Source organism: Mycobacterium sp., assembly GCF_035274705.1.
GTDB lineage: Bacteria > Actinomycetota > Actinomycetes > Mycobacteriales > Mycobacteriaceae > Mycobacterium.
In genome coordinates, this window is sequence record NZ_DATENY010000028.1 from 13,796 (window position 1) to 31,528 (window position 17,733).

19 protein-coding genes are annotated in these 17,733 nt (G+C 65.4%); 6 read left to right on the plus strand and 13 right to left on the minus strand.

Annotated elements, in window-relative coordinates; all coding sequences use genetic code 11:
• Window positions 1-13: 13 nt before the first annotated feature.
• The gene (locus VJV41_RS07380) at window positions 14-2,032 is read left to right on the plus strand and encodes a prolyl oligopeptidase family serine peptidase (protein WP_414684906.1); all 2,019 of its coding nucleotides are present in this window, start codon (window positions 14-16) and stop codon (window positions 2,030-2,032) included.
• Here the strand turns inward: VJV41_RS07380 and VJV41_RS07385 are convergent.
• Window positions 2,022-3,074, minus strand: a complete 1,053-nt coding sequence (locus VJV41_RS07385; protein ID WP_325332635.1) for a dihydrodipicolinate reductase — start codon at window positions 3,072-3,074, stop codon at window positions 2,022-2,024. The genes VJV41_RS07380 and VJV41_RS07385 overlap by 11 nt on opposite strands.
• A gap of 48 nt (window positions 3,075-3,122) precedes the next feature.
• Window positions 3,123-3,692 carry a TetR family transcriptional regulator gene (locus VJV41_RS07390; protein ID WP_325332637.1) on the minus strand — a complete coding sequence of 190 codons (570 nt, stop codon included), beginning with the start codon at window positions 3,690-3,692 and terminating at the stop codon, window positions 3,123-3,125.
• A gap of 83 nt (window positions 3,693-3,775) precedes the next feature.
• Between VJV41_RS07390 and VJV41_RS07395 the strand changes: the two genes are divergently transcribed.
• Genes VJV41_RS07395 through VJV41_RS07405 form a run of 3 tightly spaced genes read left to right on the plus strand, consistent with a single transcriptional unit; the run spans window position 3,776 to window position 6,361 of the window.
• Window positions 3,776-4,555 carry a class I SAM-dependent methyltransferase gene (locus VJV41_RS07395; RefSeq protein WP_325332639.1) on the plus strand — a complete coding sequence of 260 codons (780 nt, stop codon included), beginning with the start codon at window positions 3,776-3,778 and terminating at the stop codon, window positions 4,553-4,555.
• Window positions 4,552-5,424, plus strand: coding sequence for a lysophospholipid acyltransferase family protein (locus VJV41_RS07400; RefSeq protein ID WP_325332641.1), 873 nt, complete (start codon window positions 4,552-4,554; stop codon window positions 5,422-5,424). The genes VJV41_RS07395 and VJV41_RS07400 overlap by 4 nt, the downstream gene beginning before the upstream one ends.
• A 31-nt stretch (window positions 5,425-5,455) precedes the next feature.
• Window positions 5,456-6,361, plus strand: coding sequence for a crotonase/enoyl-CoA hydratase family protein (locus VJV41_RS07405; RefSeq protein ID WP_325332643.1), 906 nt, complete (start codon window positions 5,456-5,458; stop codon window positions 6,359-6,361).
• On the opposite strand, the gene VJV41_RS07410 is transcribed toward VJV41_RS07405, so the two are convergent.
• The 9 genes from VJV41_RS07410 to VJV41_RS07450 all read right to left on the minus strand — a co-directional run bounded on the left by VJV41_RS07410 (window position 6,341) and on the right by VJV41_RS07450 (window position 13,022).
• The gene (locus tag VJV41_RS07410; protein ID WP_414684907.1) at window positions 6,341-6,535 is read right to left on the minus strand and encodes a hypothetical protein; all 195 of its coding nucleotides are present in this window, start codon (window positions 6,533-6,535) and stop codon (window positions 6,341-6,343) included. The two genes, VJV41_RS07405 and VJV41_RS07410, sit on opposite strands and share 21 nt — an antisense overlap.
• 59 nt (window positions 6,536-6,594) lie before the next feature.
• On the minus strand, window positions 6,595-7,443 hold the full coding sequence (locus VJV41_RS07415) for a hypothetical protein (RefSeq protein ID WP_325332645.1): 849 nt from the start codon (window positions 7,441-7,443) through the stop codon (window positions 6,595-6,597).
• Between the two features lie 30 nt (window positions 7,444-7,473).
• Complete coding sequence (gene ppk2 / locus VJV41_RS07420; protein WP_325332647.1) at window positions 7,474-8,328, minus strand: polyphosphate kinase 2; 855 nt, start codon at window positions 8,326-8,328, stop codon at window positions 7,474-7,476.
• 60 nt (window positions 8,329-8,388) lie between these two features.
• Window positions 8,389-9,906: an aldehyde dehydrogenase family protein gene (locus VJV41_RS07425; protein ID WP_325332649.1), complete on the minus strand. Its 1,518-nt coding sequence runs from the start codon at window positions 9,904-9,906 to the stop codon at window positions 8,389-8,391.
• A gap of 53 nt (window positions 9,907-9,959) precedes the next feature.
• The gene (locus tag VJV41_RS07430) at window positions 9,960-10,445 is read right to left on the minus strand and encodes a phosphoesterase PA-phosphatase (protein ID WP_325332651.1); all 486 of its coding nucleotides are present in this window, start codon (window positions 10,443-10,445) and stop codon (window positions 9,960-9,962) included.
• 47 nt (window positions 10,446-10,492) lie between these two features.
• Window positions 10,493-11,011 carry a mycothiol transferase gene (locus tag VJV41_RS07435; protein ID WP_325332652.1) on the minus strand — a complete coding sequence of 173 codons (519 nt, stop codon included), beginning with the start codon at window positions 11,009-11,011 and terminating at the stop codon, window positions 10,493-10,495.
• Between the two features lie 121 nt (window positions 11,012-11,132).
• Window positions 11,133-11,402, minus strand: a complete 270-nt coding sequence (locus tag VJV41_RS07440) for a hypothetical protein (protein ID WP_325332653.1) — start codon at window positions 11,400-11,402, stop codon at window positions 11,133-11,135.
• An 11-nt stretch (window positions 11,403-11,413) separates the two neighbouring features.
• Window positions 11,414-12,583, minus strand: a complete 1,170-nt coding sequence (locus VJV41_RS07445; protein ID WP_325332654.1) for a class I adenylate-forming enzyme family protein — start codon at window positions 12,581-12,583, stop codon at window positions 11,414-11,416.
• A gap of 49 nt (window positions 12,584-12,632) precedes the next feature.
• Window positions 12,633-13,022: a VOC family protein gene (locus VJV41_RS07450; protein WP_325332655.1), complete on the minus strand. Its 390-nt coding sequence runs from the start codon at window positions 13,020-13,022 to the stop codon at window positions 12,633-12,635.
• A 47-nt stretch (window positions 13,023-13,069) separates the two neighbouring features.
• On the opposite strand from VJV41_RS07450, the gene VJV41_RS07455 reads away from it, so the two are divergent.
• The gene (locus VJV41_RS07455) at window positions 13,070-14,803 is read left to right on the plus strand and encodes an N-acyl-D-amino-acid deacylase family protein (protein ID WP_325332656.1); all 1,734 of its coding nucleotides are present in this window, start codon (window positions 13,070-13,072) and stop codon (window positions 14,801-14,803) included.
• Here the strand turns inward: VJV41_RS07455 and VJV41_RS07460 are convergent.
• Complete coding sequence (locus tag VJV41_RS07460) at window positions 14,800-15,639, minus strand: alkaline phosphatase family protein (protein WP_325332657.1); 840 nt, start codon at window positions 15,637-15,639, stop codon at window positions 14,800-14,802. The two genes, VJV41_RS07455 and VJV41_RS07460, sit on opposite strands and share 4 nt — an antisense overlap.
• A 60-nt stretch (window positions 15,640-15,699) precedes the next feature.
• On the opposite strand from VJV41_RS07460, the gene VJV41_RS07465 reads away from it, so the two are divergent.
• Window positions 15,700-16,071, plus strand: coding sequence for a pyridoxamine 5'-phosphate oxidase family protein (locus VJV41_RS07465; RefSeq protein ID WP_325332658.1), 372 nt, complete (start codon window positions 15,700-15,702; stop codon window positions 16,069-16,071).
• A gap of 132 nt (window positions 16,072-16,203) precedes the next feature.
• Here the strand turns inward: VJV41_RS07465 and groL are convergent.
• On the minus strand, window positions 16,204-17,733 hold a 1,530-nt coding region (groL, locus tag VJV41_RS07470; protein WP_325332659.1), incomplete at its 5' end, for a chaperonin GroEL.

Consider the following 17,733-nt stretch of genomic DNA (forward strand, 5'->3'; position numbering starts at 1 on the left):
CGCAGCCGCCAGAATGGTCCCCGTGGCTGACGACCCCTACCTGTGGCTCGAGGACATCACCGGCGACGACGCGCTGGACTGGGTGCGCAAGCACAACGACCCGACGCTCGCCGAGCTCACCGGCGACCGCTTCGAGCAGATGCGGGCGGAGGCGCTGGAGGTGCTCGACACCGACGCCCGCATTCCCTATGTGCGGCGTCGCGGCGAGTATCTGTACAACTACTGGCGCGATGCCGACAACCCGCGCGGTTTGTGGCGGCGCACGACGCTGGCCGGCTACCGCACCGAGGAGCCGGACTGGGACATCATCATCGACATCGACGAACTTGCGGCAGCCGACGACGAGAACTGGGTGTGGGCGGGCGCCGACGTCATCGAGCCGTCGTACGATCTGGCGTTGGTGAGCCTGTCGCGGGGTGGCTCGGACGCAGCGATCGTCCGCGAATTCGATATGCGTTCACGGGAATTCGTGGACAGCGGGTTTCAGCTGCCGGAGGCCAAGACGCAGATCAGCTGGGAGGACGAGGACACCGTCCTGCTGGGCACCGACTTCGGCGAGGGCTCGCTGACCGAGTCGGGATATCCGCGCCTGGTCAAGCGGTGGCGTCGCGGCCAGTCGATCGAGGATGCCGAGACGGTGTTCAGCGCGGCAAGCACGGACGTCATCGTCGCGGCATCAGTGGACCGCACACCAGGTTTCGAACGCACCATGGTGCGGCGAGCCATCGACTTCTTCAACGACGAGGTCTACGAACTGCGCGGCGCCGAGTTGATCCGAATCGACGCCCCGACCGACGCCACCGTGTCCGTGCACCACGATTGGCTGCTGATCGAGCTGCGCACCGACTGGTACACCGCGTCCGCGGAGTATGTCGCCGGCTCGCTACTGGCCGCCAACTACGACGAATTCCTTGCCGGCACAGCCGAATTACAGGTGGTATTCGAGCCGGACAAGCACACCTGCCTGAACCACTACGGGTGGACGAAGGACAAGCTGGTGGTCGTCACGCTGGCCGACGTCGCCAGCCGCGTCGAGGTCTTGACGCCGGGGTCGTGGAGGGCCGAGCCGGTACCAGGAATCCCGGAGAACACCAACACGGTGATCGTCGCAACCGACGAGTACAGCGACGAAGTCTTCCTGGATTCAAGCGGATTCGACACACCGTCACGACTGCTCTACGGGACGGCGGGCGGTGAGCTGGCCGAGATCAAACGAGCGCCGTCGTTCTTCGACGCCGCGGATCTCGTCGTCGCGCAGCATTTCGCGACATCGGACGACGGCACGGCGATCCCCTACTTTGTGGTCCGCCACAAATACGTCGAGGCGCCCGGACCCACACTGCTTGGCGGCTATGGCGGCTTCGAGGTCGCGCGAACGCCGGGCTACGACGGCGTGCTGGGCAGGCTGTGGCTGTCGCGTGGGGGAACGTATGTGATGGCCAACATCCGAGGTGGCGGCGAATACGGGCCGACGTGGCACACGCAGGCCATGCGTGAGGGCAGGCACCTGGTGGCCGAAGACTTCGCCGCAGTAGCAAGGGATTTGGTTGCTCGCGGTATCACGACAGTCGAGCAGTTAGGCGCCCAGGGCGGAAGCAACGGCGGCTTGCTGATGGGCATCATGTTGACGCAGTATCCGGAGCAGTTCGGCGGTCTGGTGTGCAGTGTGCCGTTGCTGGACATGAAGCGGTTCCATCTGCTGCTGGCCGGCGCGTCGTGGGTGGCGGAATATGGCGATCCGGACGATCCAGAGGATTGGGAGTTCATCTCGAAATACTCGCCATATCAGAACATTTCGGCTGAGCGACGGTACCCGCCTGTGCTGATCACCACGTCGACTCGTGACGATCGGGTGCATCCCGGCCATGCACGGAAGATGACGGCAGCGCTGGAGGCGGACGGTCAACCCGTGCACTACTACGAAAACATCGAGGGCGGGCACGCCGGGGCGGCCGACAATGCGCAGACGGCGTTCCGGTCGGCGCTGATCTTCGAGTTTCTGCACCGAACGCTGAACGGCGCTAGCGGCTGAGCACTCCCCGGCCCATGATCATCGGAAGGTCAAGGAACGTACGGATTCCCGGCGTGGCCGCGCACACCGGCGCGACCGCGTGGATGGCATGCATCGCGGTACCTAGGCAGCCTTGATCCGTTTCGTCCTCGCCATGAGTGGCGATCTGCGAATCCAGCACCATCGACGGTCGCCCTTCGACGGTCACCTTCCAGCCCCGCCCGTTCGGCCAGTCCGGCGCTTGGGCGTCGCCGAGGCGGGTGATGTGCTCGACGGTCAGCGCCCGGCGACCCTCGACGATCGCGGTATAGCCGAACCGTTGCGCGGCGACCGTGCCGGCCTCGACCCGTCCCGCCTTGATGTCGAATGCTTTGTCCGTCATGGCGACTTCGCGGTGATAGACGAAGTCGTCGATGGTGGCGCCGAGCCCGTCGGCGAGCAGCATCAGCGGTGCGCGGAACGTGACGCCGGCCAGTGAGGCGTCGGCCATGGGGACAGGTTCGTCGGGCGCCTTGCCGAACCCCATGATGTCGAACAGCATGTCGGCGCTGTCGTACATGGTGTAGTCCATCAGCTCTTGGACCAGCAGGCTGTCGATGCGTTGGAACAGCCCCGACATCGTGAGCGGCAAAACCTCTGCGGCCCAGCCCGGTTCGATTCCGGTGGCGTGGAAGGACGTCTGCCCTTCCGCGCAAGCAGCCTCGAGCTGGTCGACGACCTTGTCACCGAGACTTCGCGGATAGATCAGTCCCGTCACGGCCGTGGACACCACGTTCTTGCCGGACGCGAGCAGCCGGCAGATGTCGTCGAGCGCTCCCATCGGGTTCATCTCGCCCTGCGGCATATACAGCACGCAGTCGGCGTCCATGGCGATGATCTCGTCGCGGTCGGTTGTGGCCGCGACTCCGATCGGCTCGATGCCGCAGATGTCGCCGACGTCGCGGCCGGCCTTGGCGTCGCTGTAGACGAGTGCGCCGACGAGCTCGAGGTCGGCATGTTGATGGACGGCGGCGGCGGCGTGGCGGCCGACGGACCCGGTGGCCCACTGAATGACGCGCAGCATGCCGTTGAGATTACGGTAAGGACGACGATTGGTTACCGGTTTGGCGGCCTAGGCGCGGGTGGCGATGATCCGGCTGGCGGCTTCGACGGCGGCGGCGCGGCGTTGGGCGATGACGGCGGGGTCGTCGGTGGCTGCGTCGGGGTGGGGCAGGTGCGCCCAGGCCAGGCCGATTGCGAAGAGCAGGACGATGAGGTCGAACGGCTGCCATGCGGGGTCGACGTGGCCGCCCGCCTGAGCGGCTTCGATGGCGGCGAAGGCCTGCGTGGGGATGTGCCGGCCATCGAGGACAGGCTCGCCGAGGTTGACACCTTCCAGCCGCGCCCAGTCGATCATGCGAAGGTGTTCGGGCCGGCGGCACGCCAGATCGTAAACATCACCAACGAATTCGTGGATGGCCTCCGGGCGCAGCGGAACCGAGCGGACGAAGTCGGCGGTGTCGGCGACCACCACTTCGCGAAAGAGGGTTTCCTTGTCACCGAAGTGCGCGTAGAGGCGCTCCTTGCTGGCCTGGGCAGTCTTGGCGATTCGGTCGATCCGAGCCCCGGCCAGCCCGTACTGGGCGAACTCAGCCCGGGCCGCCTCCAGGATTTCGCCGCGCAGCTCGGTCGTGTTTCTCACAGGAAAATCATAACCAGACGAACTAGTTCGTTCGGTACGTTGGTGGGCATCAGTCCCGACTACGACGTGTGAGGAGCGAGCGAATGAGCGAAGTGGCCGTCGACACGGCGATCGCGCGAATGCCTCGGGGCGGCCCGAACGCCTCCCGGCTGGATCGGCGGTTGCAGACCGATGTGCTGGAGTACACCGACCGCTACGACATCCCCGATGACGTGAAGCAGACGGTGATCTCCGCTCTCGATCGGATGGGCACCCGCACCGGCCAGCACGAGAAGAACGCCCGCACCGCACTCGGATTGGTCACCGACATCGCCAACCCGCGCATCCTCGAACTGGGCGCCGGGCACGGAAGGCTGTCGGCCAAGATCCTGGAGCTGCATCCCACGGCGACGGTGACGATCAGTGACCTGGACCCGACGTCGGTGGCCAACATCGCCGCAGGCGAGCTGGGCGCCAATCCGCGAGTGCGTACCCAGGTGGTCGATGCCACCGCGATAGACGCCGCCGACGACAGCTACGACCTAGTCGTGTTCGCGCAGGCGTTTCATCACCTGCCGCCGGCCATCGCCTTCCGCGCCATCGCCGAAGCCACACGCGTCGGCAAGCAGTTCTTGGTCATCGACCTAAAACGTCCATCTCCACTGCTGCTGATCCTGGCCCCATTGGCGGTGGCGCCACTGGCAGTGGTGCCGCGGTTGAGGCCACTGATGCACGACGGATTCATCAGCGCGCTACGGGCATACAGCCGCTCGGCATTCCTCGCGCTCGGCAAGGCGGCCGACCCGAGGATGAGCATCGAGTTCCTGCCATCGCCGCTCCGGTTCGGCCCGACACCCACGACCTTGGTGTTCTCCCGGCCATGAGCGCCGACGTGAACATCGACGCGATCATGAATCAGCCGGGGCGGGTCCAGGCGTTGCGCCGTGTCGTCGAGACAGTCGCCGACCGAGTCGGACCGCTAGTCGACCTCTACCGGCCGTATGTCGACGGGCTGCAGAACCTGCCCCGCGATGGGCGATTTCTCTTGGTGGGCAACCACACTCAGTCCGGTGCCGAGGTCCTCCTGATGCCGTACTTCGCACGCCGCACGACCGGCAAGCGCGTACGCCCTCTGGCCGACCGTTCTATGAGCCGCATGCCCGGGCCAGCCGGCGACTTGATCGCCGCATGTGGCGCTGTCGTCGGGGCGCCCGAGACCGCCAGCGAGCTGATGCGCCACAACGAAGCCATCCTGGTGTTCCCCGGCGGCGGTCGCGAGATCGCCAAGTACAAAGGCGAGGAGAACACCTTGCGCTGGCAAGGCCGCGCCGGATTCGCACGCGTGTCGGTGGAGCATGACTACCCGATCGTGCCCGTCGGACTCGTTGGTGGCGATGACGTCTACCAAAGCCTGACCACTCGCGAGGGTCGGTGGGGGCGGTTCAGCCAGACCCTCACCAAGAAACTGTCGGGTCGCTCGGACATGGCCCTGCCGCTGATGCACGGAATCGGTCCCACTCTGATTCCCCGACCGCAGCGGATGTATCTGTGTTTCGCTGCCCCGATCGAAACCACGAAACCTCCACGGGTTTCCGACGAGAAGTGGGTGGCCACGATCAAGCAGAAGACCCAGGAATCACTCGAGCAGACCCTGACCGACCTGCTGGCCATTCGGGACGGGGATCCCTACCGCGAACTGAGCCCGCTGGGCTGGCGCAGCGCGACCCAGCCGCCGGGCGAGCAGCGCCCTTGACTTATCAGGCGAGAGTGACTCGACTGCTGCTATGCCGACGACGCCACAATTCGAGACGCTGCTCTACAAGGCAGAGCCGCCGATCGCCACCATCACGCTGAACCGGCCCGAGCATCTGAACACCATCGTCCCGCCGATGCCCGACGAAATTGAAAGTGCCATCGGCGTTGCCGAACGCGATCCCGCGGTCAAGGTGATTGTGTTGCGTGGCGCGGGGCGCGCGTTCTCCGGGGGCTACGACTTCGGCGGCGGCTTCAAGCACTGGGGCGACGCGATGAACACCGACGGCCGCTGGGATCCCGGCAAGGACTTCGCGATGGTCAGCGCCCGCGAAACCGGCCCGACCCAGAAGTTCATGTCGATCTGGCGTGCGTCCAAACCCGTCATCGCCCAGGTGCACGGCTGGTGCGTCGGCGGGGCCAGCGACTACGCGCTGTGCGCCGACATCGTCATCGCCAGCGACGACGCCGTCATCGGCACGCCGTACGCCCGCATGTGGGGCGCATACCTCACCGGTATGTGGCTCTACCGGCTGAGTCTCGCGAAAGTCAAGTGGCACTCGCTGACCGGCGAGCCGCTGACCGGAAGGGAAGCTGCCGCAGTCGAACTCATCAATGAATCCGTGCCATTCGAAAAGCTCGAGGCCCGCGTCAAAGAGATCGCCGACAAGCTCGGATCCATCCCGCTTTCCCAACTTCAGGCGCAGAAGCTCATCGTCAACCAGGCCTACGAGAACATGGGCCTGGCCTCCACTCAGACGCTCGGCGGCATCCTCGACGGGTTGATGCGGAATACACCCGACGCACTGCGATTCATCGATACCGCCACCAACGAGGGTGTGCGTGCGGCGATCGAGCGCCGCGACGGCCCGTGGGGCGACTACAGCCAGGCCCCACAAGACAAGCGGCCCGACCCGTCACACGTCATCGAGCCGTGACAGTTCGAAGACGGGGATGACGCGGTCCGTCTTTTCCTGATATCCACCGAATCCCGATGCGGCTTTGACGATTTGGAGGTACGCGGCGTCGCGCTCGTCGCGCGACAGTTCCCGCCCCTCGACATCGTAGGCATCCGTGCTGCCATGGCAGCACCCGGGACGAGCGGTGGCCATGTCCGGACGGGCCACTGCGGCCCCACAATGTCCGTGACGAATGGCATGGCAAGACGGTACTACTCGCGTCGCCGCAATCCGCCCAGCATGGACACGACGACGCCAAACACCACCAGCGCACCACCGGCGGCCAGCGTGAGGTTCAGCCACTGATGCAGGCTGCCTTCGGCGTGGTTGACCATCGCGTCTGCGACCTGACGGATGTCGCCCGTCGTGCGATTGAGCGCTTCATTGATGTAGCGCCGCGCCACTTCCAATCCGGCCCAGCCGGCCGCACCGACCACTAGCGCCGAAACACCCAATGCCGCAAGCGCTTTCCCGCGCGCCCGCGCGACCGCCAATGTCAGCAGCGCGAACACGCCCGTCATGATGGTCGCCCCGACACTGACCCACGGGCCCCACGTCGACAACTGGCGCAACTGTCCGGGCCGCACGCTGTTAGACACGTTCTCAGTCAGCGGCACCTCCAACGTCGACGGCGCTTCGATGCCGAAATCCCGCAGCGTCTGCCGAAAGGAGGAATCACTCAGCATCGGCGACAGATCGATCTCCCACCGCCCGGACGCGTCAGCCTGCCGTACGGAGTCGGTGAACATCCAACGGTGCACCAGGCTGTTCGCCAGCGCGAACTGACCCGGGAAGGCAGTGCTGGCGGTGTACGTGCCCGCCGCCCCGCGCAGGACGTCGGTATTGACGTCATACCCGGTGCCTTCGACCAGCTTCTTCAGCTGCGTACCGAGCACGTCGGCCATCGCCTGCTGCACATCCCGCTCCTTGGCGGCCGAGGAAGCGAACGCCGAATACCCGTTCTCGTCGACGATGGTCTTCTGCGCCCACATGGAGGGCACCGCCACTGCCAATGCGACCGTCGTGACGAGCCACAGGAACACGGTCGCCACGAACCGCACACGTCCTCCTTCGCAATAGGACGCGGCGCCCTAGTCGTTCAGCACGCGCCCCACGATGAGGGGATCCGGCCTGCCGACCACCTCATGGTCCTTGTTGTCGTAGTCGAACCTACTCAACACGTACCGCATCGCGTTCACGCGCGCCCGCTTCTTGTCGTTGCTCTTGACGACCATCCACGGCGCGATCTCGGTGTCCGTCCATGCGAACATGTCTTCCTTGGCCGCGGTGTAGGCATCCCATTTGTCCAGCGACGCCAGGTCGGTCGGCGACAGTTTCCACTGCCGGACCGGATCGACATGGCGAATGGTGAAGCGGGTGCGCTGCTCGGACGGCGACACCGAAAACCACAGCTTGGTCAGGCTGATGCCGTCGTTGACCAGCATCTGCTCGAAAAGCGGTACCTGGCGGATGAATTCAGCGTGTTGCTTTGGTGAGCAGAAACCCATCACCCGTTCGACGCCGGCGCGGTTGTACCAGGACCGGTCGAACATCACCATCTCACCGTGGGCGGGCAGGTGGTGCACGTAGCGCTGGAAATACCACTGCGTCCGCTCGCGATCGGTCGGCTTCTCCAGCGCGACGACGCGAGCGCCCCGCGGGTTGAGGTGCTCCATGAACCGTTTGATCGTGCCGCCCTTGCCCGCCGCGTCGCGGCCTTCGAACACGATGACGTGCCGGTGGCCATTGGCCTGGCTCCACTTCTGCAGCTTCAACAACTCGATCTGCAGCAACCGTTTCTGCTCCTCGTACTCCTCGCGCTTCATGCGCTCGTCGTACGGGTAGTTCTCCCGCCAGGTGTCGACCGGTATACCGTTGGCGTCCAGCAGGACGGGGTCGTCATCGTCGTCGTCGTGGACGAGATAGCCGTGTGAATCCAGAGTCACCAGCAAAAAATATCGATGCCCGCGGACACGCAGGTGACGCGCGAATGAACAGCAGGTGTTTTACTTCGCGGCGCGGCGCGGCGTGGCCAGCGCCAAGCGAGTCATCAGTTTGTTCATCCGCCGCAGGGACTTGAGCGAATTGTTGTAGTAGGCGCCACCGGCGCCGACGTTGGTGCGCGGCGCCACCACCGCCTCCTGACGGCAGTACTTCCGCAATCCGTCGGCCCCGCCGAACCGCGCGCCCAGACCCGACGTCTTCCAGCCGCCCATCGGCGCCGTCGTACACATCAGGTTCGAGATCACGTCGTTGACATTGACTGCGCCGCAATCGAGTTGCACCGCAACGGCTTTGGCGCGCTCCACATCCTTGGAGAACACCGCTGCGCTGAGGCCGTATGGGCTGTCGTTGGCCAGCCGGATCGCCTCATCGACCGTCGACACCTTCATGATTGGCAGCGTGGGCCCGAACGTCTCCTCGGTCATACACGCCATCGAATGGTCGACGTCGACCAGCACGGTCGGCGGATAGAAGCTACCGGGACCTTGCGGACGCCGGCCGCCCGTCAACGCCTTCGCGCCCTTGGCCTTTGCGTCGCCGACGTGTCGTTCGGTCACCGCAACCTGGCGGTCGTCGATCAGCGAGCCGAAGTCGTACCCGTCACCGGCGCCCATCTTCAGGTTGTTGACGTCGCGCACGACCGCCTGGACGAATCGGTCGTAGACGGGTTCGAGCACATACACCCGCTCCACCGAGACGCAAGTCTGACCCGCATTGAAGAAAGCGCCCCACACCGCGGCGTGCGCGGCCAGGTCGATGTCGGCGTCGTCGAGCACGATCATCGGGTCCTTGCCGCCGAGCTCGAGGCTGACCGGGGTGAGCCGACGGGCCGCGCGCTCCATCACCTTGGCGCCGGTGGCGCTGGATCCCGTGAACTGGATGTAGTCGGAGTTGTCGATGACGGCCTCGGCCACCTCGCGAGCTCCCTGAGCCAGCGCCAGCACCTCGGGCGCACCGGAGTCCAGCCACCCGCGCAGCAGCAGCTCGGCGGTCAACGGTGTGCGCTCGGACGGCTTGAGCAGCACCGCGCAGCCCGCGGCCAGCGCGCCGATCGCGTCCATCAGCGCATTGGCGACCGGGTAGTTCCACGGCGCAATGATGCCGACGACCGAACGCGGCCGGTAGTGCACCTCGACCTTCTTGATCGCCAGGAACGGCAGCGACGCCGGACGCGGTTCGGGTGCCAGCGCCTTCTCCATCGTCTTGATGTAGTACGACGCGATCATGATCAGCAGCGGCACCTCTTGGGCGGCGTCGGTAGCCGACTTACCGGTCTCCTTGATCAGCAGCGACTCGATCTCGTCGCGGTGCTCACCCATCCACACCGCGTAACGCGCCAGTACCTTGGCGCGGCCCTTGGCGCCACGGGCCTCCCACTGCCTCTGCGCGTCGGCCAGCCCAGCCGCGATGCGCGGCACGTCGGCGGGGTCGGTCCAGCGCACCGTGCCGGCCACCGCGCCGGTCGCAGGATTGCGGATGGTGCTGGTGTCGGGCACATCAACTTCCGGAGTCGCCGTCATGACCTCATGGTAACCAACAGCTGTGACGTAGATCGCACCGGGATTGACACGTGTCAAGTCGGTTCGACGAAGCGCGCCGCGACGAAGACGATGGCCGTCCCGAGCAGCACCGCGCCGATCGTGTCGGTGAAGTAGTGATAGGTGACGCCCTGCCCGAGCATGCCCAACACGCAGAAGGCAACCGCGACGAGCACCGCCCACAGCGCGGCGCCGGCCACCAGGACCGCAATGCCGAGCACGACCACCGTCACCGTCGTGTGGCCGCTCGGGTACGCCAGCGCGCCGCCGTTCTCACGGTCGAACAATCGCTTCAACAGCTCGACAAGCGCGACCGCGACGAACGGAGACACGACGGCCACCGCCGCCAGCTGCCAGCGTCCCCGGTAGAGCGCAACGCCGACACAGCCAGCGAGCACGACCAGGAGCACCCGCGGGTCGGTGAAGAACAACAGCCAATGCGCCGGGCTGTGGCGGTAGTGCTGGAACCAGTCGTCAACCGCCGTGGAGCCCTTGCCGACAGCCCAACCCAGCAGCAGCATCGCGATGACGGCGACTGGCGGCCACCACCGAATCGCCTTCTGGCCGTTCAGCTTGCGATGCCCCGAACGTAGGCGGCTTGACCGAGGTGCTGTGCGCAGTCGTCGATGATGCTGACCAGCCGCACGCTCGCGGTCACCGGCGGATTCCAGCGCTTGTCGACGACGCGGCCCAGCTCGTCGGCCGTCACCGAGGCGATGTACTCCAGGGTCACCTTGTGCACCGCGTGGTAGTAGCCGGCCAACAGGTCCGCGTGCGCGCGCACCTTGCCGACGTCGTCGGTGTCGTGGCCGTAGCCGGTGTCGTCGCGCGGTAGGTCAAGGCCGAACCGGTCGACCCAGCCGCCGCGAGTCCAGACCTGCTCGGTGTCGGCGATCTCGCAGAGCTGCGCATCCTGTACACGCGCGCTGTGCCAGATCAGCCAGGCGATGCTGTTGGCGGTGCCGGTCGGCCGGAAGATTGCGACCTCGTCGGTCAATCCGTCGGTCAACTCCTCGACATGCTCGATGAGCCGGGTGAACGAGTCCCGCAGCAGCTCGCGGACCGCTGCCAGATCAGAGTCAGCCATCCCTTGAACCTACATCGGCCACCGATCCCGACCGGCTGCGCCAGTAGTCGCCCATCATCTCGGACCACCCATTCGATTCCGTCGACGCCATCGAGCACGGCTGGGAGCCATTGCGCGACAGCTACATCGAGGTGCTCGGCCTGTGAGTCAGCAGGCGGTGGTATAGCCCGCCGATCGCCTCCAGGCTGGCCGTGTCCGGGATTCTGGCGTATTCCACGGCGAGCTCATCGCCGAGTTCCTCGTCCAGCGAGGCGAGGATGACAAGCACCGACAGGGAATCGAGATAGCCGTCGCCCATCAGATCGGTTGACGCGACGACGTCTTCTTCGGCGAAGTTGTAGAAGACACGCTCCAACAGGCGCCGCCGCAAGACCTCCCAAGTAGCCGCCATGGCCCGCACCTTCAGATTTTTCCGGACTCGGGAAGATGCGCTTGATCGACGATGCGGATGAGCACCGCCGCTGCTCTCGTTCCGATCGAGACGGCCAACGTCTTTCGCACCCTGGTTTCCAAGTCGGCGGAATCGGATTCGGTGAGCACCCGGAAGAACGGCTGTTGCCCGTAAACCTTGTGATCCGGTGCCGACACGCCGACATCCAGGACGCCATCCACACTGCGAACAGCGTCACGCAGATCCGCGAGAATCACGCGGGTGCCGAGAAAGTTGATATCGGCAGCGACACGGCCATCCACGTAAAGATCGCCGGTCGGCGATAGATGCCCGATGTCGCCGGTCGGCCACCATGTCGGCGTGGGCTGGGCGCTCCCGTCGACCCCGGCGTACGACGCCATCTGGTACGGCGAGTTCACCTCAATCGAGTTGTCTTGAGCGATACGGATTTTCACGCCTGTCAACGGCACGCCCACGTCGCCTTCGCGGAACTCAGAGATCGCGGACCTGCCGATCGCGATACGCGGTCCCATCTCTGCTTGACCGTACATGTTGACGATCGTGGCGTTCGGAAACGACGTGCACAGATGGTCGGCCATGGTCTGGGTGAGCCTGCCACCGGCGAAGATCAGCTCGATCGGATCATCGAGCCGGAAGCTCCTGTGCGCGAGCATGTATGACTGATGCGGAAGCAGATACACAGACGAGTTGGCCCGCAATTCATTCCGGAACTGTTGCCACGAGTCCAGCGATATCGGTGTCTGCTTCATTGCCACCGGCACACCGGCCGCCAGATGACTGTGCATGATCGACAGGCCGTACGCCAGACGCGGATTCACCACGGATACATACGCTTCGCGTTGCGCCGTCAGCGGCAAGGACTTGGCGATCGCCGTCGCGCACTCACGCAGCGTCTGCTTGCGATACCGGATCAACTTCGGCTCGCCGGTCGTACCCGAGGACTCGAACACCAGCTCGTCCGTCGAGCAGCGGCCAGATTCGAATGTCGAGGTGCAGTCGGTCGTGGACCAATCGGCGAGCCAGGCGGCGGATCGCAGAGAAGCCAGCCTGGTTTTAGACGCAACGAGGATCGATGAGATTCCGGTGAACGCGCCCAGGTAGCGCCGGACGAGCAGGTTCGCGTCGGGCTCGGCGTGCCCGACCACCGACGAGTTGCTCACGTTGCGCCTCGTCTCCTCGTTGGGCCGCCACGATGTTAGCTCGCGGCCATCAACCCTGCGGGATTGCGCGGTGAAAAACCGCCTCGACGTTGTTGCCGTCCGGGTCGCGGACAAACGCGCCGAAGTAGCCAGGGTGATATTCAGGCCAGAGCCGAGGGGCATGCAGCGACTCGGCGCCCAGCTCGAGCGCGGCGTCGTAGAACGCCTGGACTTCGTCGGTGTCGTTGGCCTCAAAAGCGACATGGATCTCTCGATTCGGCCCAGCCGCATCGCCGATTTTCATGTCCGCGATCCAGAAGGCGGGCTTGCCGTCCCTGCCGTATCCGATGGCGACCTGGTAGTCCATCTGCCGGGTGTAGCCCAGCACGCCGAGCACCTTGTCGTAGAACGCCTTCGACTTGTCCCAGTCTGCGCAGTTGATTCCGAAGTGGTCGATCACGGGGCTCATCCTGGCATGTGGCGGTGACACAGTCGTACATTCAGCTGATGACGTACGAGTTGATCATCCGCAACGGCACCATCGTTGACGGCCTCGGCGGCGAACCCTACGTCGGCGACGTCGCGGTATCAGACGGGGTGATCGCCGCGGTCGGAAGGGTTGACGGCTCAGGCGCTCGGGAAATCGATGCGACGGGACTGCTGGTCACACCCGGCTTCATCGACCTGCACACCCACTACGACGGGCAGGCGATCTGGTCGGACCGGATGACGCCGTCGTCGGCGCATGGTGTGACGACCGCCGTGATGGGTAACTGCGGCGTCGGCTTCGCACCATGCCGTTCCGAAGACCACGACGTGCTGGTCGATGTCATGGCCGGTGTGGAGGACATTCCCGGTGTGGTGATGGTCGACGGCCTGCCATGGGACTGGGAGACGTTCCCCGAATACCTCGACGCGTTGGAGGCGCGACACCGGGATATCGATGTTGCTGCCTACCTGCCGCATTCGCCGCTGCGCGTGTACGTGATGGGACAGCGTGGCGCTGACCGCGAGCCCGCGACGCCCGAGGATCTCGAGCGGATGCGCGCGCTGGCGAAGGAAGCCATCGAGGTGGGCGCTCTCGGTTTCGCGTCGTCGCGCTTCTCGTTCCACAAGACCGCGAGCGGCGAGCTGATCCCCACGTATGACGCCGCAGAGGCCGAGATCGCCGCGATCGCCGACGGAGTGCGCGATGGCGGCGGCGGGTTGATCCAGTTCGTGCCCGATATCGCGGCGGGCGGTTACGCGAATGTGCTGCAACAGGTTTTCGAGGCGGCCCAAGACGCGGGGCTGCCGGTGACGTTCACGCTCGCGACGGGTAACTCCGGTGATCCGATCTGGCCCGACGCGATCACGCTGATCGAGAAGTACAACTCCGTCGGCAATCCGGACACCGCGATCACCGCCCAGATGTTCCCGCGCCCGATCGGCTTGGTCATCGGGTTGGAGCTGACCGGCAATCCATTCGTGTTCTATCCGAGCTATCGGGAGATCGCCGATCTGCCTCTGGCCGAGCGGGTCGCCGAGATGCGCAAGCCCGAGGTGCGCGCCCGGATCCTGAGCGACAAGTCTGCCGGCGACGGACATCCGCTGCTGTATCTCGCCCAGGCGTGGGACTGGATCTTCCCGCTGAACGAGGATCCGATCTACGAGCCGGAACCGTCGACGTCGATCGCCGCGCGCGCGGCGGCCCGTGGCGTCAGCCCGATGGAGGAGGCCTACGACCGTCTGCTCGACGACGACGGCCACGCCATGCTGCTGGTGGCGATGGCCAACTTCGAGAACAACTCGCTCGACACCGTCGGCGAGCTGATCCGTCGCGATGACGTCGTTCTCGGCCTGGGCGACGGCGGCGCACACTACGGAATGATCTGCGATGCAAGCTATCCGACGTTCATGCTGGCGCACTGGGCTCGCGACCGCGACAAGAGTCGCGTCAGCGTACCCGAGGCGGTTCGCATGATGACGTCGGTGCCTGCAAAGGTCGCGAGCCTGGCCGATCGAGGCCGAATTGCCGCGGGCTACAAGGCCGATCTGAACGTCATCGACCATGCGGCGCTGCGGCTGCACAAGCCGATCCTCACCTACGACTTGCCGGCCGGCGGCCGACGTCTCGACCAGACCGCGGACGGCTACCGGGCGACGATCGTCTCGGGCGAGATCATCGCGGAAAACGGCACGCCGACCGCGGCGCGGCCGGGCAAGCTGGTCCGCGGGCGACAGCCGGCTCCTGCGGCCTAAACCCAAATCGACGTAATGGCAGGCGCGTTCGCCGCCAACCCCGTCTTCGGTAGTCCGTATATCTGCTCGATGGTGGACAGCACGTTGTAGTGGCTGATGACCTCGCTGTAGGCGCCCGGCCGGACGTGCGCGCCGTAGATCATCGTCGGTATCCGGTTGTTGGGGCCATTGTCGTCCTCGTCCCACGTCACGATCAGGAGGCTGTTGTTGGCCACCGCCCAGTTGGCGTACTGCGCGAGGTTGGCCGCCAACCAGCTGTCTGCCTGCTCGATGGTGCCGTCGTGCATGTCGTTGTCGAGGTTGGGGATGACGAACGACACCGTCGGCAGGCTCGCGTAGTCGGAACGGGAGTTGAACATCGAGAACGGCAATGACGTCGTCGCGGGCACGTTGGTGAAGTTCGCCCACGGTACGTGCTTGCGTGCGTACTTGCCCGCCGCACATGCGGGGGACCCGACTTCGGGCAGGTCTTCGGAGAAGCCGGCGAAGGTGTACCCCGCGGCCAGCAGTTCGGACGCGATATTCGGTGCGGCCCCGGCGTTTACCGGGCAGGCGTCGGACGTAAGTCCCAACGTGCTGCCGGAAAACAGCGCGAGGTAATTCGGCTCACTCGGATGGGTCTCGGCGTACGACCGTGTCATCAGCGCGCCGTTGGCACCCAGCTGGTTCATGAACGGCGCGGACTTGCTACCGATCACGTTGATGCTGGAGTGATTCTCCTCGACAACGATCACGATGTGCGCCGGCGTCGGCATGGACTGGGCGGCGGCTTCGGGCTCTGCCAGACACGCGACCACTGCGGCGACTGCTGCTGCGGCATAAGGCCAACGCCTCATGATGCGCAGTGTAAGAACCAAGTCTGACACCAGGTGGTCAACCCGCCGTATCCTCACGGCATGAGCGTCAAGGTCGACCTCGACCAGTTGGCCGGTGCGCTGGCCGACTTTACGGTCGCCTATCTGATCACGGTTGGCGACGACTACCGCGCGCACACCGTGGCGGTCGAGCCGGTGATCGCCGACGGCGTGCTCGATGTCGGTGCCATCGGCAACAGCACGCGCAAGAACGTCACCCAGCACGACGGCGTGACGTTGGTCTGGCCGCCGCGCGAACCGGGCGGCTACACACTGATCGTCGACGGCCAAGGCCAACCCACGGATGACGGACTGAAGGTTGTGCCCAGCCGGGCGGTTCTGCACCGCCCCGCCGCGCCGGGTACCGCGACGAAACGCGGCTGCCTCCACGACTGCGTGCCGCTCGAAAGCTGAGTGGCGTCGTCGAGTGTTGGCTTGTGTCACGCTGCGCGCGAAAAGGCGTGACACAACCCGACACTCGCCACCTCGTAGACACGAAAAAGCCCGGCCTGCAAGCAGACCGGGCTTTCCCGTAGAGCTAAGGACTTAGAAGTCCATACCGCCCATGCCACCGGTCGGGTCGGCCGGACCAGCGGCCGCCTTCTCCGGCTTGTCGGCGACGACGGCCTCGGTGGTCAGGAACAGCGCCGCGATGGACGCCGCGTTCTGCAGCGCCGAACGCGTCACCTTGACCGGGTCGGCCACGCCTGCCTTCAGCAGGTCCTCGTACTCACCGGTCGCGGCGTTCAGGCCGGTTCCGGCGGCAGAGTTGCGGACCTTCTCGGCCACCACGCCGGGCTCCAGCCCACCGTTGAAGGCGATCTGCTTCAGCGGTGCCTCGAGCGCCACGCGAACGATGTTCGCGCCGGTGGCCTCGTCACCGGTGAGGTTCAGCTCCTCCAGCGCGGGAGCCGACTGCAGCAGGGCCACACCGCCACCGGCGACGATGCCCTCCTCGACGGCTGCCTTGGCGTTGCGGACAGCATCCTCGATGCGGTGCTTGCGCTCCTTGAGCTCCACCTCGGTGGCAGCACCGGCCTTGATCACCGCAACACCGCCGGCCAGCTTGGCCAGGCGCTCCTGCAGCTTCTCGCGGTCGTAGTCGGAGTCGCTGTTCTCGATCTCGGCGCGGATCTGGGCAACGCGGCCTGCGATGGCCTCGCTGTCACCGGAACCCTCGACGATGGTGGTCTCATCCTTGGTGATGACGACCTTGCGGGCGCTACCCAGCAGGGAGACGTCCGCGGTCTCCAGGGACAGGCCGACCTCTTCGCTGACGACCTGACCACCGGTGAGGATGGCCATGTCCTGCAGCATCGCCTTGCGGCGGTCACCGAAGCCCGGGGCCTTGACGGCGACGGACTTGAAGGTGCCGCGGATCTTGTTGACGACCAGGGTGGACAGTGCCTCGCCCTCGACGTCCTCGGCGATGATCAGCAGCGGCTTGCCGGACTGGATGACCTTCTCCAGCAGCGGAAGCAGATCCTTGACCGTCGAGATCTTCGACGAGACGAGCAGGATGTACGGATCCTCGAGGACCGCTTCCTGACGCTCGGCGTCGGTGACGAAGTAACCCGAGATGTAGCCCTTGTCGAAGCGCATGCCCTCGGTCAGCTCGAGCTGCAGGCCGAAGGTATTGCTCTCCTCGACGGTGATGACACCCTCGTTGCCGACCTTGTCCATGGCCTCGGCGATCAGCTCACCGATCTGGGTGTCACCGGCGGAGATGGCCGCGGTGGCAGCGATCTGCTCCTTGGTCTCGACCTCCTTGGCCGACTTGAGCAGCGTCTCGGTGATCTTCTCGACGGCCTTCTCGATGCCGCGCTTCAGGCCGAGCGGGTTGGCACCCGCTGCGACGTTGCGCAGGCCCTCGCGAACGAGCGCCTGGGCGAGCACAGTGGCGGTGGTGGTGCCGTCGCCCGCGACGTCGTCGGTCTTCTTGGCGACTTCCTTGACCAGCTCAGCGCCGATCTTCTCGTACGGGTCCTCCAGCTCGATCTCCTTGGCGATGGACACGCCATCGTTGGTGATCGTGGGGGCGCCCCACTTCTTCTCCAGGACGACGTTGCGGCCCTT